General features: G+C 54.1%; 10 protein-coding genes and 1 tRNA gene. 9 read left to right on the top strand and 2 right to left on the bottom strand.

What is annotated here, in order from left to right; all coding sequences use genetic code 11:
• The first annotated feature begins 7 nt into the window (after positions 1-7).
• Positions 8-3040, top strand: a complete 3033-nt coding sequence (locus tag SH573x_RS11860) for an MSCRAMM family protein (RefSeq protein WP_479355258.1) — start codon at positions 8-10, stop codon at positions 3038-3040.
• Positions 3041-3190: 150 nt separating this feature from the next.
• On the opposite strand, the gene SH573x_RS11855 is transcribed toward SH573x_RS11860, so the two are convergent.
• Positions 3191-3553 (bottom strand): hypothetical protein, encoded by a 363-nt coding sequence (locus SH573x_RS11855; RefSeq protein WP_479356885.1) that lies wholly within the window; start codon positions 3551-3553, stop codon positions 3191-3193.
• On the opposite strand from SH573x_RS11855, the gene SH573x_RS11850 reads away from it, so the two are divergent.
• The 4 genes from SH573x_RS11850 to SH573x_RS11835 all read left to right on the top strand — a co-directional run bounded on the left by SH573x_RS11850 (position 3515) and on the right by SH573x_RS11835 (position 7508).
• The gene (locus tag SH573x_RS11850) at positions 3515-4720 is read left to right on the top strand and encodes a hypothetical protein (RefSeq protein WP_479356713.1); all 1206 of its coding nucleotides are present in this window, start codon (positions 3515-3517) and stop codon (positions 4718-4720) included. The genes SH573x_RS11855 and SH573x_RS11850 overlap by 39 nt on opposite strands.
• Before the next feature lie 195 nt (positions 4721-4915).
• Positions 4916-5530, top strand: coding sequence for a hypothetical protein (locus SH573x_RS11845; RefSeq protein WP_479355256.1), 615 nt, complete (start codon positions 4916-4918; stop codon positions 5528-5530).
• Between the two features lie 46 nt (positions 5531-5576).
• Positions 5577-6005, top strand: coding sequence for a hypothetical protein (locus SH573x_RS11840; RefSeq protein ID WP_479355254.1), 429 nt, complete (start codon positions 5577-5579; stop codon positions 6003-6005).
• A gap of 573 nt (positions 6006-6578) precedes the next feature.
• Positions 6579-7508, top strand: a complete 930-nt coding sequence (locus SH573x_RS11835) for a hypothetical protein (RefSeq protein WP_479355252.1) — start codon at positions 6579-6581, stop codon at positions 7506-7508.
• A 487-nt stretch (positions 7509-7995) separates the two neighbouring features.
• Here the strand turns inward: SH573x_RS11835 and SH573x_RS11830 are convergent.
• Positions 7996-8068: transfer RNA gene (locus SH573x_RS11830), tRNA-Phe, on the bottom strand.
• Positions 8069-8421: 353 nt separating this feature from the next.
• Between SH573x_RS11830 and SH573x_RS11825 the strand changes: the two genes are divergently transcribed.
• The 4 genes from SH573x_RS11825 to SH573x_RS11810 all read left to right on the top strand — a co-directional run bounded on the left by SH573x_RS11825 (position 8422) and on the right by SH573x_RS11810 (position 18125).
• Positions 8422-10386, top strand: a complete 1965-nt coding sequence (locus SH573x_RS11825; protein ID WP_479355250.1) for a serine/threonine-protein kinase — start codon at positions 8422-8424, stop codon at positions 10384-10386.
• A 139-nt stretch (positions 10387-10525) separates the two neighbouring features.
• Positions 10526-12211: a hypothetical protein gene (locus SH573x_RS11820; protein WP_479355248.1), complete on the top strand. Its 1686-nt coding sequence runs from the start codon at positions 10526-10528 to the stop codon at positions 12209-12211.
• A 48-nt stretch (positions 12212-12259) separates the two neighbouring features.
• Entirely contained in the window at positions 12260-15745 is a 3486-nt protein-coding gene (locus SH573x_RS11815; RefSeq protein ID WP_479355246.1) for an outer membrane protein assembly factor BamB family protein, read from the top strand.
• Positions 15735-18125 carry an ABC transporter substrate-binding protein gene (locus SH573x_RS11810; RefSeq protein WP_479355244.1) on the top strand — a complete coding sequence of 797 codons (2391 nt, stop codon included), beginning with the start codon at positions 15735-15737 and terminating at the stop codon, positions 18123-18125. The genes SH573x_RS11815 and SH573x_RS11810 overlap by 11 nt, the downstream gene beginning before the upstream one ends.
• The last annotated feature ends 25 nt before the right edge of the window (positions 18126-18150 follow it).

Below are 18150 nucleotides of genomic sequence, written 5' to 3'. Positions count from 1 at the left end.
ACAAATCATGTCGCGTAACGGTCAATGGCGATCGCTCTCGATGAACACACTCGTCGCGTTGCTAATATTTTTTGTGAGCAGTACGGCCCAAGCGGCCGGTCCGGGAGTTCACGGTCGGGTGCTCGGTCACAATGAAGAGGGTAAGCTGCTGGGTGTAGTGGCTGACGCAAAGATTGAATTTCAGAATCGTAGCGGCCAGACAGTTGGTCAGACGACATCTGCCAAGAATGGCTACTTCAAAATTGACCTGCCTCCAGGCGAATACCTATATACGATTGTTGCCAGCGGATATCGCAAGGAGGATGTAGGACGAGGCTTGCGTTTAACGCAGAGCGATGGTTACGCAATTTTCAATTTAGCGCTAACCGAAGGACAAGATGATCCCAACCGCCAACCGCCCCAGTTGGTACAGAGGGATTTTGGCAAACTACATGGCACCGTGTTCGAAGTAATCAACGGTACTCGCGTTGGTATTGCTGGGGCACGAATTGCCCTTCGACGCGAGGATTCGCGAAAGTTACTTTTTGCTCGTAGTCGTGCGAGTGGGGATGATAGTCGAATCGGTGAATACGAATTTGCCTTGGAAGTTGGCACTTATCGCGCTAGCGTGGTAGCGCCGGGATTCGTAGCGGAGGCGTTTCCAAATACCATCACGATCAAGAATAACACGGATACAGAACAAGACTTTGAACTCAAACGCCCTATAGACGCCGACAGCAAAGGGCAGGGAATTCGTGGGGTGATTTCCATTGTTGATTCCGGCGTTACGCCACCGCCCATCAAGATTCAGATTACGACACTCAGCAGTTCCGGACCTCCAGTTGATCTTCAGCTAGGGCGCAATATCACTTTCTCTCGCGATTTGCCACCAGGCCAATATCGTGTCACAGCGAGCGCAGAGGGTTTCCCAGTTAGCGAGAGCCCGCCCATCTTCGTTATGTCGGGTCGCTATACACAGGTCAATCTGGCTCTGCGCGCGAAAACCGTTCCCGAACCCAAAACATCGGTAGAAGTGTTCGTCTATACAAAGTCTGTCGGTACTCCGGCGCTCACACCAGTAGCAGGCGCCAAGGTCACTTTGTCAAAACAAGGGGCCGTACCGCAAAGTGTGCAGGAGGGTGCTACCGACCATTCTGGCCACGCAATTTTTGTCGTTGAAGAAGCTGGCGAATATGTTGCTGAGGCACATCAAAAGGGCTTCCAGGTCGGCACCGGGCGCGGTGACGTTGAGATGAATCAAAAGCACGAAGTGGCTATTGAACTGATCAAAGATGCGGCAATAGCTACCGAGCTGGCTCTGGTAGTCGACGTTGTCGATGCGACAAACAAGCGCCCTCTGGCAAATGCACATGTACTGGCTCGACAAGAGGGACAGTCCCTGGTGAAAGCCATTCGTGGCGTTACCAACGCTAAAGGACAGGCGACGCTCGAGATTGGGCATGATGGCAAGTACACGGTGATGGCGCAGCTCAGGGGTTATGATCCAGGAGGCACTCAAACTAACGTCCAGAACAATCAGTTGAATCGAGTTACCATCTCGCTGAAGCCAGTGATCTCAGCACCTGCCGAACCGCTCATTCCACCAGCTGAACAAGCGGACCTCGCCCGCACTGATGTGAGTGGTTACGTGGCCTTTCGAGAACCCAACGGCCAATTGCGTTCAGTAGCCGGCGCTCATTTGACTTGGGAACGCGTTGATCAGAAGCAACGGGCTTTTAGCCAGTCTGTATCTACGGCGAATAACGGTAAGTACCAGCTCGAACTGTTGCCGGGCCATTACGAAGTTCGAATCGAACCACCGTTTGGATTCGCGCCGCTGTCAGAGACAGTGGAAGTCCTCACCGGTAAACAAGAGAAGTACTTCATTGTCCAACGCACAACGAACGTCAATCCAGAATCTACTGTTCAGTTGATTGATGTCGTTGGCCAGGTGGTGACCGAATCTGGCCGCAGTCGCATTACCAGTGTGCCTCAAGCCGAGGTTCTTTTCGTCCGCGGGAGTAGCGTAAGCAAAGTAACTGCCGACAACGATGGCAGGTTCAAGCAGCGTTTGCCTGCCGAACAATACAAAGTCCATGTGCGAGCCGCCGGATATGATCCGCTAGAGACAACTGCCGACATTCGAAAGGGAATGGCGACCCTGCGTCTCATGTTGAAACGTTCCAGAACCGCTCCCGCAGATGCCGAACTTACAGCCAATGCGCTGTTGAACATCTCGGTTGTCGAGCGACGCGTAGGTGTTGTAGATAAAATGCTACCGCCCTTGGTCGGCGCAACGATTCAAATTTCGCAAGCAGGCAAGCCTCTATATACCGGCCAAACCAATGCGCTCGGCAACTACAGCGTCCGCGTCAAGCCAGGTTCCTACACGGTGGTTGCGACCAAACTGGGTTATGCCAATGCCGTCGCCGAAATCGGAGTCGCCGGTCGCGACGTGACGCGACAACTCGTGCTCATTGGCGGCGGAGCAGCCGGAAACGAGACTATTCACAAGCCAACGGTCACCGTCCATGTGACTCGACGCGCGGGGCGGCCATCGACTTCAATTAAACCGATTGGCGACCCATTGGCTGGCGCGCAAGTGACTATCATGCTCGGTGCAAAGCAAGTTGCTACAGGTCAAACGAATGCCGCCGGCAACTACAGTGTGCAGTTGGCCCCGGGTAACTACGCCATCAAAGTCATGGCCAACGGGCAAGCCCCCGCGGGCAAGACCATCATTCTCAGCGACCGCGACACTGTGGTGAACTTCCAACTTCAAGGAACAGCTGGCAGGGCTTCTGCGGACGAAGAAGTAAACACGTCAACTACCGATGCTTCGCGCACAGGCATTGAAGATAGCCGGTCCCGCCGCGCTCCACAAACGTGGTACATAGTCGAGCATCGCGACAACAGTCGAGTTCCTTGGGTCCTGCTGGGGGAATATACAAGCCAACGCGACGCCCAAGCCGCACTATTTCGGGCTGTTGAGCGGGGACAGATCTCCGGCGGTGCACCGGCCGAGTCTCGAATTCGAACCGTCGCCCGGGCAGCGCGCTAGTCAAGCCGTCGATAGCTTTGAGCAGTAATTAAGGCACCTCTCGATATGCACAGCATGCGGTACAACGTCCTGTTATTGGGCCTGCTCTATTCAATCGCCGTCACGCAACTCAATTGTCTAACGGCAGATGAACCTGTTCATACCGTCCAATTAGAAGTGTTTTTTCGGAGCGACAAACCATCGGCAGTAGCCGTCAGAAAGTATGCTGATGAGCTCTCTCACAATGTGAAGGGACTTGAGGTCATACTGCGTGATGTTCTTGATCCGCAACAACTCGAGCGATTCTACGATATGTCCAAACGGGTTGGACAGGCGAAACCAGTCGTGCCAGCGTTTCGTTGTTGTGGACGAATGCATTTTGGTTTCGGTAGTCCAGCTACGAGTGACTCCACCATCAAAGACCTGTTCACCGCGGATGTTTACACTCGTCAGACATGCCCCCGTTGTGTTGAGGCCAAACAGTTCATTGAAGAATTGAAAACGCGTTGGCCAGCGATCGTGTTTCGAATCCATGAGATTACCGAAGACGCAGTCGCACGGCAGCGATGGGAAACTCTATGCCGCGGGGCGGGTGCCGTGCCCGGCTTGCCGACAATTGACTTTGCTGGTCACGTGATTATCGGCTACCAAGGACATGATGTTACTGGCAAGCAACTGGAAGTGTTGATCGAACGCAAATCAAAAGTCGAAGAGCCGGACAACGCCCGACCAAAACCGAGTCGGAGTTTGAACTCCAGTTGGGAGCCTGCTGTTTTGCCGAAGCGGTTTATTACCAAGCAACGTCAGTTTGCCCACTCTGGGATCGTTTTGCCAGTTGCGTATGTCCGCGGTCCACCACCGCTGGAACTGCCGGAAGAAGCCAGCGATGCAGAAGCACCAGAAGCGACACTAGCGGAAACAAACTCACTGGCCCCGCCCGAACAAGACAGTATAGAAGTCCCGATATTCGGCAAACTTCGAGTCAGCGAACTTGGCCTAACGCTATTTTCGTTTATCGTTGGACTCGTCGACGGTTTTAACCCTTGCGCCATGTGGGTGCTCGTATTTCTGCTCTCAGTACTTGTCAACATTAAAGATCGACGGAAGATCATCTTGATTGCGGGCACGTTCGTGTTAGTCAGCGGTCTGGCGTACTTCGCTTTTATGGCTGCCTGGTTGAATCTTTTTCTTTTGATAGGCATTGCTCGCCCGGTTCAAATTGCTTTGGGGTTCCTGGCGATTCTGATTGGCAGCGTCAACATCAAAGACTTCTTTGCGTTCAAGCAAGGTGTCACCCTCTCAATACCTGAAAGCAAAAAGCCCGGACTCTATCGTCGGGTGCGCTCTATCGTTGAAGCTAAGTACTTGGCGGTGGCCATCGGCAGCGCGGTCGCGCTCGCAATCTTTGTCAACATGATCGAACTACTCTGTACCGCCGGTTTGCCTGCAGTCTATACTCAGATACTCACATTGCATAAACTGCCCACCTGGAATAATTATCTCTATTTAGCGATCTATATTTTCGCATATATGCTTGACGACACGATCCTGATGGTGATCGTCGTTGCCACGCTGTCCCGTCGTAAACTTCAAGAACGCGAAGGCCGTTGGCTTAAACTCGTCAGCGGGTTGGTTGTATTGGCGCTGGGCATCTTGATGATCTTTAAGCCCGAGTGGCTGCTCATTGGACACGGAAATTAGAACCCTCAAGCAGACCGTGTCGAACGCTAAGCACGTGGACAGTCTCCATTTGCTCGGCAACAGGACCAGGTAGTGTCGTCTCCGGCTAAGCAAATGGGAATGGCCTTTCGCGGAGCGAAAGGAGACTATGTCATTTCGCAGATGAAATAGCGCATAATAGCTACTGGGCTGATCTAGTCACTATGGAAGCTCTTTATGCGATACTCAGTCTCCGTCTTGCTGGCCATCGTCACCCTGATGGGCGTTAGCATCAGCGCCTTGGTGGGCTCGAATGAACAGTGGTTCCGCGTCATGAACTCAATTCTGTTTGCGGCCGTTGTCATTGCCGCCACCATTTCCGTTTTCGGTGCCAATCGCAGTCGAGCATTTGCTCTGGGGTTTCTGCTCGCGTGTTTGCCTTACCTATACCTGACGCAGCCCTACGGTTCCAACCGCAGCGGCACGCTGGTTACGGACATGGGACTGGAGTTCATGGATGCCCATTTACAGTTTTCACGTGAGCGACGCACGCCTGCTGGCGAGACCGTCCGAAACCTTGGCAACGGGACGGCACAGATAACTGGTCCGAGGAAACGAATGATAAAAACTTGGCAAGAAATTGAGGCCATGGACTACGCGAAGTATGCTTACGGCCCCGGCCTTGTCCCCAACCGCAGGCACTACATGGCCATCGGTCATCTCATCGCAGCGCTTTTTGTCGGTTGTGGTAACGGCATCTTGGCCAGCTGTCTAAAGTCGCGCCACAACTCAGCCAACGGTCGCGCAGCCACACCTGAAGGAGATTTGTTACCTCCACCAACCAACGGTTAAGTCCATCTTGTAGCGGGCGAAAAGCGGCCCAGGGGAAACAGGTGCCATGTTAACCGAAACGCAAATTGAAAGGATCATTGCCCGTCGTCGTGCGTTTGTCCTTTCCGGGCTGATGCTGATGATGACTCCGTTCGCTTTGCCACGTGACTGGGTATTTGGAGTCTTAACGGGCTTTATGCTTTTGTCGCTTGGCATCTACTGCACGGCCATGCGCAATTGGCGTACCGAGCCTGGAGTTTGGATGATAGCCTGTCTACTAACCTCTTTCTTTGGTCCCACTCTGGTCTACTGTGAATATCTGTATTGGCACGCGCACTTTTTCAATCCAGCGCCGAATAAGCCTGTCCAGGCATTAACTTGGGAGAAACTGCGATTGTCGATCGATGCCTTACTGGCGTTGATCGTGATGGCGATCCTCGTCAAGCTAACGGTCGCAGTGGCCATTGAGAACTGGAGGCGAACTCGCCCCACGTAGCCGAGTCTCTCCGAGACTCGCCACCGAAGGACACCATCCTCGTTTGGTAGGCGACTATCCAACGGCAGCGACTTCTCTGTGCCTCCGTGTCTCTGTGGTTAACAATTCGAGCGGTTGGAATAGTCGTTGGGTGAGGGACTACGCCAGTGACTTTAACCGATTAATAAGTAGGTCTTCGCCCACCGGGCATGCGGTCGGTCGAGAATTTGGTTAGAGGGTGCTGAGCGGCTGGGGACAGCCGCCGACCTCAATAGTGATATGGGTGCTATGAAGAGTTGACTTCGCTATCATGTTGCCATACCCGCCTTACCCACTTAAAAAAGATGGGCGGACGCGATCGGAGGTGTTTTCATGCGATCAGAGACTCTGAAGGTTTCCTTTTACGTGGTGTGCCTGGCTGTTCTCGGTCAGTCTGGTCAAGCACTGGCGCAATCTGAGGGCATCAATTTTCTCCCCAGTCTGAACTATTGGGAACTTTCCTTTGAAATCGTAAGCAACTCGAACTTTGCGCCTGAGTTGGAGATATCGCCACATCAGATCAACGAGATTGCGAAGATGCGCAGCCGCCCCGACTTGAGCGAACTGATTGCAGCGAAGCGGCGGGAGTTAGCAGAGAAAGGGAAGTTCCATACCATACGTGACGCGTACGTCGAGCTGGATGCGAAGATTGAGCAAGAACTTGGTACTGTTCTTCATGTCGAGCAGCTTAGGTCACTAAGATCGGCCGCTATGCGAGCTCGATTCAACGATCCCACTGCTCCGTTGAGGGATGGTGAGGTCTGCAAGCTGATACAGTTAGATCCTGCAGATAGTGCGCAATTGCTCGAGAAAGCCGAGCCTCGACTAAAGGCTTACGAAAGCGATTTGTCGAAGGCCTTGGACCGGCGCAGCCAGGCAGTCTTGCGTTCTATTCCAGACGATGCACGTATATTATTAGATGAGTACCTCAGCTTGGGAAAGCCAGTTGGTGCTCAAACGCCCGACAGCGCCGAATATAGTCGGCTACCGTTTCCCAGCTATACCGAGTCGTTGAGTACGATCAATCTAGCTGGCGTAGATGAAGAATTTCACGAATCTGCAAGCTTAACACCAAAGCAAGTAGCTCTTTTGAGAGAGGTTGCTGAAACATCACGTCTTAGTCATTTCGCATCTCAGAACAAGATTAAACGATTGCCGGAGTATGCCGAGGCCGTTCGGAAAGAAGGCATTCGCCAAATCAAGGAGATCCTGACACCTACACAGTGGATTTTCCTTGCTCGCCGTCGAGCTCAGGAAGAGTTCCGATTTAGTCCTTTGTCGATGTTTGGTCGAACAGAAGTTGTAGCCTACTTGAAGCTCGATGCTGATCAACTGGCCTCAGTTCGAGAGTCGGTGCGCCAGTGTAACGAACAATACCAACAGGAGCAAAAGGAATTGGACGTAAAGCTTTTTCAACAGCTTTGCCAAGCCATGCCCGAGAATTGTCGTGTAGCCATGCAGAAGCTCTTTAACGATCTCTGGTGACGCCGTGTGGGCGAATGCTCCTGCTGAGCCCAACACCGTCATGAGGAACGGACATAGACTCGGGGGCTAGTCTGTTTGCGTCATTGCTAACAAGCTAATGCTGCCATCACCACATTCCCCCGGAACTTTGTCCGTGCATCGCAACGGTGTTTGGCTCAGGAGGACCTTCGCGCTCCCGGACCACATTCCCCGTAAACTTTGTCCGTTGTTCTGTGCGGTGTTTGGAACGGGAGGGCGAATGCTCCTGCTGAGCCCAACACCGTCATGAGGAACGGACATAGACTCGGGGACTAGTCTGTTTGCGTCATTGAACCAACCTGATGCTTCCAACACCACATTCCCCCGGGACTTTGTCCGCGCTTCGCAACGGTGTTTGGCTCAGGAGGACCTTCGCCCTCCCGGACGTTCGGTCGGTGGAGAATCTGGTTAGAGGGTGCTGAGCGGCTGAGGACAGCCGCTCTACATATTGATTCGCCAGAAGAGAAAGTGGTCGGGGCCGGGATCGAACCGGCGACACATGGATTTTCAATCCATTGCTCTACCAACTGAGCTACCCGACCATCGGGTTGGCTGTTTAACCAGCGGTTTTTCGCTCGGAGGATTCTACGAGCCATTTTAACGGCTGTCGAGCCCCAAATGTGCGCTGGGCACGCCGAAAGCCTTGACGGCTTCGGCTACCGAGTTCCGCTACGGGCACGATTCTACCTGCCAACTTCTGCGTGGCAAGGCGGGCCAGGGCTGGGGAGGTCGCATTCGGCATGACCAAAGCTGAATTTTTTCTGCCCACGGTGAACTCTCTGCCCACACCACCACGTCTGGCTAAGTACAGTGATGCAAAAATCTTTGGCGACTGCCGGGCTTTATAATGAACCCGAGGCAAAGGGGCGGCCGATGGTGGGAGTTTGAGGTAAATATGGCTGAAGCGCTGGTCGATCTGCTCGTCAACCAAGAAATGAGTTGGCAGTCCGGTGAAATTACACCTATCGAGCATCTATTCATGCGCTTACCTTCCGACTCCCATTGCCATGACAATCTGCTAGCGCTAATCTGCAACGAAGTCTGCCTCAGACTGCGCGCCGGCGACAAACCTGCCTTGGCCGAATATCAACTTCGATTCCCGCAACTGGCGCAGCAATTGGCTATCCAGTGGGAAATCGATCAATGGCTCTCCGACGGCTTTTCAACTTCTCTACTCTCGAGCGTCAACGGTTACCTGAACCCGCGGCCGCCAACCAAGGCGGTATCGATCTCGGCGGCCATGACTGAAAGTGCAGTGAGTGTCAACTCGATCGGGCATTTGCACGCACAGTTTAGTAACGCTCCCGAGGAACTGGCAACGCATTCACGGTATCGATTGATTCGACAGATTGGCCGCGGCGGCATGGGAACGGTGTGGCTAGCCATGCATACATTCATGAATCGGCCCGTAGCTCTAAAAGTCATCCGGCCCGATCTGTTATCCAAACCCGCTGCCATCGCCCGCTTTCGTCGCGAAGTGCAAGCGGCGGCCAAACTGCATCATCCCAACGTGGTCACCGCCTACGATGCCGAACAAGTCGGCAACACGCATTTCCTGGTCGTCGAATATATCAAAGGACAAACCTTGGCCAGCCAGGTTGCCAAGGGTCCACTCACGATTTCCGCCGCTTGTCATGCGATTCACGATGCGGCGCGCGGATTAGACCACGCACATCAATCCGGCCTGGTTCATCGCGATGTAAAACCCGGGAACTTGATTCGCGACTCAGCCGGCATCGTGAAAGTGCTCGACTTTGGTTTGGTAGTCGATCCCACCGACGATTCATCGATTACCGGTGAAAACATGGTCATGGGTACGCCAGACTATGTGGCTCCTGAACAAGCTCTTAACCCCAGCCAGGCAGATGCGCGTTCCGATATCTATAGCCTGGGTTGTACGCTCTACCATCTGCTCAGTGGTCACGCGCCCTTCATCGGATTAACCTTGCTCGGCAAGCTCGATGCGCATCGTTACTCAACACCTGCACCCATCCCTGGCCTGCCTGAGTCGTTGCAAGCGATCGTTTTCAAGATGATGGCCAAGCGACCCGATGATCGCTTTCAATCAGCTGCCCAAATCATGGAAGTGCTCGCGCCATTCTGCGATGGTCAATACACTTCGCTGCCAACGCCGACCGCAGCCGTCCAACCCACCAGGTCTCGCCGCACGTTCGTTATAGCCGCTTCGGCCGTGGCGGCCGTGGGTCTGTTGGAAGTCGGTCGTCGACAATGGTGGCACTCAGCCAAGCCAGCGCCCGACAAACGCAAGCCGAGCACTAACGGAGTTGATCCCGCTCCCATAGCTCTGCCCCCAGCCTCCGATGCTCAATCGGAGTCGATTGCTAACTTTCAACGTCACCAGTTGACAACTCCCACTTCGATGGGCGATGGCAGCGCGGAACATTACACCATCGAAGATCGACTGCTGAAGATCAACGCCATCTCTTACTGGCAAGTCTGGATGAACTATGCCCACGTCCGCTCCAACCAGATCACGCTACGAACCAGCTTTCGATTCTCAAAAACGAACGATGAATCTGTCTTAAAATTTATCTTCATGACCGAACAGGTTGGCGATTATTCGCTGGAAATATTCCCCCAACACGATGAGATATGCCTGGTCGAGGTACGCACGAACCAGAAAAAAACGCGTTTGCATTGCGCTAGCCTGCAGAAAGAGCTTGGCCAACAATGGATGACAGTCGAGTTTGCGTTGCAGGATGAAGCTTTGACCGCGATGCTCGATCACCAGAGGAAACTGGAGGGTGCTTGCCTGGCTGCCCGCGACTACTATGTGGCCGTGGCCGCTCAGAATTGCCAAGCCGAAGTTTTCGATTTGAGAATATTTGCTCGCTCCTGAAGAGTCCTACAGGGCTCATACTTTTCGCACGACTCTCTGCAACACCCGTCCATTAGAACTTTGATACTTGCAAAGCGGCACTCGAAAAACGACAATTGGTTAGTGGGGCGTGGCAAGCGGGTTGGCTAGGAGCGAAGGCATGAGTGGCATGACGGGCCAATGGATCGACTTTTATCAGCGTTTCTCCATAAAATCGCAGGTATGCCTGGCGGTTTTACTCCTGTCGGGTGGCTTGTCTATCGGTATGCGTCAGGCGACCGCTTACACCCCAGATGACCCTGCCGTGTTGGCCATGGTCGACAAAGGCATTCGCTATCTGGAAAATTCTGGCATGCAGAATGCCGTCGGCGAATACGAAGGTGGCCACATTCTGGTCGGCTACACCGTCTACAAAGTTACGGCCGACAAAGATCATCCGCTGGTCAAGCAAGGTCTCCAAGCGGCCGTCGAACGGGCCAACACTGCTCTGAACAATCCCAAAGCACACCACAAGATCGTCTACGATGCATCCATGGCCGCCTTGTTCCTGGCCGACATGGACGCAGTGGAATATCGTCCGCAGCTGATCCAAATTCGTGATTTCTTGCGCTATGTTCAAAAGCGCCACGGCGGGTTTGGTTATCTGGACAACCAAACTGGCGATACCTCGCAGACACAGTATGCCATGCTGGCCATGTGGGCCATGGCCAAGAACGATATTGATGTGCCGACTGATATGGTTGAAAACACCTTGCGATATTTGTTGGCCTCACAAGATCCATCGGGCGGTTGGGGGTACCAGGCGAAGTTGCCCACCGGAAGCGAGCTGATTGCTCAAGATGCGGTCAGCAAGTCGTTAGCCACCGCCGGCATTGGAGCCACGTTGATCGGCGCCGATATTCTGGGCATCTTGGGCAAACGAGCGCTAGTCGAAGAGGATCCCGACATTCCTAAAGCGTTCATGCGCATCGACTTGATCGAGAAAGAACGCGAGAAGATCAAGAACAGCGGTGGCGGCATGAAGCTGGATGACATTCGACCCACGGTCGAAAAGGCCGTCGATTATCAGAAGCGTTATCCCTATTCACCGGTCGGCAAAGGTTGGCTGTACTACTATCGCTATTCAGAAGAACGTTACGAGAGCTTCGTCGAAGTGCTCAACGGCAAAGGTCGCGACAAGAGTCCGGCCTGGTACAACGCGGGCGTCAATGAACTCAAACGATTGCAGTCGCCCGATGGTGCGTGGGGCAAGCTCAACAGCGACTTCTGCCCACCAGAAGTCTGCACGGCTTTTGCAATCCTGTACATGATCCGCAGTACGCAAAAGACCATTGCCAAGCTGAACGAAGGTTTTCAAGTCGGTGGTTATTCGCTGCCGAGCAACACGTCAACTGTGCGGCGTGTGGGCGATAAGATCGTCAGCGAAGAAACAGCGACTGTTGACGGTTTGCTGGAACTGATGGAAAAGAATGGCACGGAGAATGTCGAAGTAGGTCTGCTGCCCGAAAACTTGACGCTCTCCAAAGATACCACCGAGCGCAAAGCACAAGTTGGGCGTCTGGCTCGTTTGCTGCGTAGTAAAGACTGGAAGTCGCGGCGCATCGCCGCCAAGTTGCTTGGCCGCAGCGATGACATCAATCTCGTGCCCGACTTAATCTACGCTCTGACCGATACGGATCCCTTGGTGCCGATGATCGCCGAAGAGAGTTTGCGTTTGCTAACTCGTAAGTTAACGGTGCGACATTTGGCTGAAGAGCCAACCGAGGATCAGAGGCGGACGGCGGCCAAGTATTGGCGCGAGTGGTACACTTCTATGCGACCGGACTACGTGTTCCTGGACAAGTAGTTTTAATCCCATCGACTCATCTTTTAAATAGACTGCTGAATCTTCTCTATGACGGCAAAGCAATTCATCGATAAGCTGGAAGTGCTGGGGTTACTGTCGCCGGATATTTTGGATGAGCTGCGCCGCCAGGTTGAAGAAAGCAAGGCTCGCATCACCGCCGGTACGCTGGCGCGGCTGTTGGTCGATAACGGTCACTTGACGAAGTTCCAGGCCACCAAGTTGATCTCGGATGAGAGCAAAGACGCGCCCGAGAAGCGTTCGAGCCAACCGGCGCAAGAGGAATTGGGATTGGCACCTGAAAAGGTCCCCGCCAACAAGGCCATCATTCTCGACGACGATGAGCGCAATGCCGATGTAGTGGACGTCGAAGTGATCGATCCCAACGACGATATCGTCGAAGTGGAATTGGTCGATGACGATGGTGTAGTGGAAGTCGAAGTGGTCGAAGAGGCCCAACGCAAAGTGGTAGATGCAGTCGAAGTCGACGAGCAGCCCAAACCCAAGAGTGCTAAACGCATCACCAAGATCGAGTCGACCGGTAAACGCAAGGAAAAACGGACGCCCAAGCCGATACCCAACAAACGTCCGCTGATGGCGTCGAGCAAAGATGGTAAGAACCCGTGGGATTCACACCGCATTCTAACGGTCGGTGCCGTGCTCGGTCTGCTGGGCGTCTTTGCCATCGCTTTGATTTATTACTTCACCAGCGAGAGCGCCGACAAGATGCTGGAGTTGGCCGAAGACGCTTACAAGCCGAATAACTACGAAATGGCGCAAAAGCGTTACGAATCTTTTGCCAACACGTTCAGCAGTCACAAAGATGCGTCGCTGGCCCGCGTGCGCATCGGCATGAGCAAGATTCGCAAGGACATCGAGAGCTTGCCCAATCCGATCGATGCACTCAAAACCGCAGAAGCCGTGCTGCCCACGATTGCCAAAGAACCCGCCATTGCCAGCGAGCGAGGCGATGTGGCTGGCGCGTTGGTCATGCTGGCCCAAAAGTTCAATCAGCGAGCCGACAACGCGCCGGACATCGAAGGTAAAAAGAAACTGATGGCGGAAATGAAACGCCTGGGTGGACTGATGACTGAGGCTCAGTATGTCGGTAACGCCACGCGCGAACAATTCGGCGTCGCCATGCGCTCGATCGAAGAAGATACCAAACGCATCGAACGCGATATCGCTCGCGAAGAAGATCTGCAAGCATCGCTGGTCAGCATTGACGAGAAACTGAAACAAAACCAAACCGGCGAAGCTTATCTGGTGCGCGCCGGTTTGCTCTCGCGGTTTCCGCAACTGGAAACTGATCCTGGACTAATGGAACGCGTCCAAGAAGCGGCTCGCATTCAACAGGCGCAAGTTGGATCCGAAATACCGGAAATCAAAATCCTGCCCGACGCGCCCGCCAGTGCTTCCACCAAATCGATCGTGCTGGCCAATCGCGCCGGGAAAGAAATTCCAAGCCAGGCTGGACGCATTATTACGGTAGCCGCCAAGGGAACCGTCTATGGCTTGGATGCGCAAAGCGGGGCAGTCAAGTGGCGCTATTTTGTGGGTCGCGACATGGTGGATGATCCACTGCCCACTTCCGATCAACTGGAATCGGATGTCATCGTGTGCCGTCCCGACTTGGGGCATTTGACTCGGTTGGATGGAGCCACTGGCAAAGTCAAATGGTTCTGTGATTTGGGGGGTCCAACCAACGCGCCGCGCGTGGATGCGGAAGACATGTTGGTTGCACTCAAGAACGGAACACTGCTGAACATCGAACCCGACAGCGGTCAGGTGAAATGGGCCGCGCAGACCGGCCAGCCATTGCGCGTAACTCCGACGGTCAATGCAGAAAAGCCCGTCATCTATGTGCCAGCTGACCATCACAACTTGTACGTCATCTCGCGCCAAGACGGCAAGTGCCGCGAAGTGTATTACCTGGGACACAATGATGGTTCCATTGTCGTACCGCCGATTCACTTGCTAGGTCAATTGTTTGTCTTTGAAAATCGCACACCTACGAAGTCGACGGTGCGCGTACTGCAAACCGATGATGCGGGCCTAAAGGTCAGCCCCGCGCAAGAACCATTCGAGATGGATGGCAACATTACAACGATGCCAGTGATCGATGGTCGCAAACTGGTGGTCATGTCTGACTTGGGACAGATCAAGGTCTTTGACATTCAAGCTGGTGACGACAAGAACAAAGTTTCCGTGCTGGCATCGGAAGTTGCGAGTGAATCGAAGCCGATCAAATCATGGGGCGTGATCGAAAGCAACCAGCTTTGGACGACCAATGCCCGCTTCACACGCTGGGATGTGCAGGTCAGCACAGGCAAATTGGTACGACCATGGATCATGGATGAAGGCGATCAGTTTGTCGGTCCGCCGCTGAAGTTTGGCGACATCATCGTGCATCGTCGCATTCCGCGCGGCAATCGAGGTGTGCGCGTCAGCGCCGTGACTGCCGACGCGGCTGCGATCCAGTGGGTCGTCGATTTGGGCGCGCCGGTCATTCATCTGGCCTCACCGGCTGCTGGTCGCTTCGACGCGGTGTTGTCGACCGGTGCGCAATTCGCGATCGATCCATCTCAGTTGGCCTTGAATCGGGCTGAATACAATACTGATACTTTCAAGCCCGGAATGAACTACACCCATCCACGAGTGCTGGCAGGTGGCACCATAGCGTTCCAGAATACCGCGACGACCAATCGCATTCTGACCTACGCCTCCAACCCCAGCGGCGAAAAGGTCAAACAGACTCAAGCCAACTTCTCTGGCGCACGGCCTACGGCGCCAGCAACTGCGGTCGGCAACAACTTGGCTATCGGACTCGACAACGGACAGTTGTTGGTGATCGATCCGTCGACTGGTCTGCCCGCGGCCAAGCCCTATCAACCGCAAGTTGAACCAGGGAAGAAGCATCAATGGAACGAATCGGCTTACATGGCTGATTCCAAATCGCTATTCGCTACTGACAATCGCAAGCTGTATCGCTTGGCGGTGAGCGATTCGTTGCGACCACTTTCTGAGATAGATCTCAGCGGCGCGCCTCTGGGACCCGTGGCCGCCTCGGGCAAGAGTGTCGCGGTAGTGATAAACAAACAAACCGAAGAGAGCCTGGTGATGTACGAAAGTGCCTCGCTGACTCGCAATGGTGTTGCGGTCTTGGATGGACGTTGGCAAGCTGGACCGTTTTCCATCGAGGGCGATGCGGTGTTGGTGCAGACGGATCACAAGCTGCAAGCGTTCACCGAGGGAGCCAAGAAGATTTGGGAACTTGATTTTCCTCGCGTTCGCCTGGTAGGGCCACCGACCAGTAACGGCAGCGCGATCGTGCTGGCGGCCACCAGTGGTCAAATCTGGTTTGTGGATCCGCTGCAAGGTAGCGTGCAATCCCAACAAACCGTCGATCAACCGCTGAGCGCGGCTCCACTGATTGTGCAGGGCGGCATGTTGCTAGGGACCGATGAAGGCAGCGTATTACTGTTGCCTCGCAGTGAAACACCTGTGTCGACCAGGGGGGCTAACAATGCTCAGTAATGAGCCCTTGGTAAGCAACAAACGGTCAACCCTGGCTTTGATCCTTCGGCGCAGTGTATGTATTAAGCCTGCCGGAACCTGCGCGCCGCGAGTTGTAGCGGCGCTGGTGATATGGCTGGCTTGCCTGGCTCAACTGGGTGCACAGACTTACGAACCACCTCTGATCGATACGCCACCGTTTGACCTGGTGACGCTAACCACCACGGCTGGTGGCAAGTCGGTCAAGATCGCTCCGCTGCCGGTGCGCAACTTCGAGCGCCGCCCGGCGGACACAGAACGCTTGCAAGTCGTGTTGCTATCGCACCCTGAGCGCAAGTACGAAGTGCTATGGCGCGATATCGACCGCGTCGAATTCTTCGAAGTCATGATCTACGACGAAGCCACCAAGAAACTCGCCGAGCGCGACTTTATCGGCGCGTTCATGAACTTGAGTTACCTGATGCAGAACTATCCCAAGACACCCAACTTGGAGAAACTGCGTCGCGATTTTATGTTTCAGAGCGCCGCTGTGCAGTTTGCGGAAACGCGAGCGGATTTCAATCGCAACTTCCAAACGATGGCCACCTTGGAAGAGCTGTATACCACGGCACCGGAATACGAAGCCAACAGCGTGCTGACAGGTCTCTCCAAAGTTACCGACACGTTGATGCGTTACTATCAGAATAAAGGCGACATGGCCAGTGCCAAGCAATTGCTCGAGCGACTGGCCAAAACCTACGGCGATAAACTGCCGAGCGTAACCGAATGGAAGAGCACCTTCTTGAATCTGGCGCAGCAACGCAAAGAGCAAGCGATTGCCCTGATGAACGCTGGCAAGTTTCGCGAAGCCCGGCGAGCGGCGATCGATATGTCCAACATCTCGTCGGATATCGAAGGCGGGGCAGAACTGGTGGCTGAGATTCGTCGCCGCCATCCCATGATTCGCGTCGGCGTTACTCAAAAAGCTGGTGCGATGGATCCCGGCAACTTGTTTAACTGGGCAGGTCGTCGCGCTGGCATGTTGGTTTACCGACCCGTGGTCAAATTCTTGGACACTGGCACCGAAGGTGGCCGTTATCAGTTCGCTCTCGGCAAGCTGAAACTGAGCGAAGACAATCTGCAGCTAACCATGAGCATCGATCCCGATATCCAAGCGGGAATCGACGGTTATGACCTGGCCCAAGACCTGGCCGCGCGAGCCACACCGGAGGACCCGGCCTACGACGCATCTTGGGCGGCGATCGTCAAGTCCATATCGACGCCCGGTCCTACGCAGTTGTTGGTTCGACTGCAGCGGCCTCACGTCTTGCCGCAAGCTTTATTGCAGTACAGCTATCCGGACACCGCCGAGCAGCCATCGCCACTGCCCGGACCGTACAAACTTTCGGCCGTTGATGGCGATGAAACTTCATTTGTACTCCGCGAGCGCGTACCAAATTCCAAAATGCCCGTCGAGATCGTCGAAGTTTTTTATGAAGATCCGAAAGTGGCCGTCAATGAGATGCTGCGCGGCGAGATCGACGCTCTAGACCGCATCTATCCAGCGGATGCGCGACGTTACGAACAATCGAAGCTGATGAAACTGGGTGGGTACTTATTGCCCTCAGTACATATGCTCGTACCAACTTCGGAACATCCGTATCTGGCAAAAGAGAAGTTTCGACGCGCACTGATGTATGCCACTAACCGCAGCGAAATTTTGCGGGGCGAATTGATCAACAGCGACAACCCACGCGACGGTCGCTTGCTGAGTGGCCCATTTCCAATTGGTGCCGATGACAATGATCCGCTGAACTACGCTTACGATCCCTCGATCCAACCCAAGCCTTATGATCCACGTTTGGCCAAGCTGTTGGTCTATATGGCTGAAAAAGAAGTTCGCGCTCAAGCCGGCAAAATGAAGTTGCCAGTGCCTGATAACACACCACTGAAAATTGGTATCCCCAACTTTGAGGTGGCTAAAGTGGCTGTGCAAGCGTTGATCGAACAGTGGTCACTGATCGGTATCAAAGCCGAAACGGTCATGCTACCTGAAGGCATGGCCTTCGATCCCGATTTGGGCTGCGACCTGGTATACGTAACTGCCAACATGTGGGAACCAGCAATTGATATTGAACGGTTGCTGGGCGGCGCTAGCCCGGCCGCAACTAGAAATCCATTTATCGTGCAAGCCCTGACGAAAGTGCGCAAAGCCCGCAGTTGGCGTGAGACGCGCGATGCGCTGCAAAGCCTGCATCAGTTGGTCGATTATCATCTGCCGATACTGCCCTTGTGGCAGATCTCCGATTACTTTGCCTACTCACCCAGCTTGCAAGGCGTCGGCGATCGATCGGTGACGTTGTATGACAAGATTCAAGATTGGCGTTTGGGTCCCAGCGGTATCCCCGTTGCCAGTCAGTAAGAGCACGAAGTCGCACCCGATGACA

The organism is Rania fehmarnensis (genome assembly GCF_056494185.1).
This window is presented reverse-complemented; position numbering and strand designations above follow the sequence as displayed.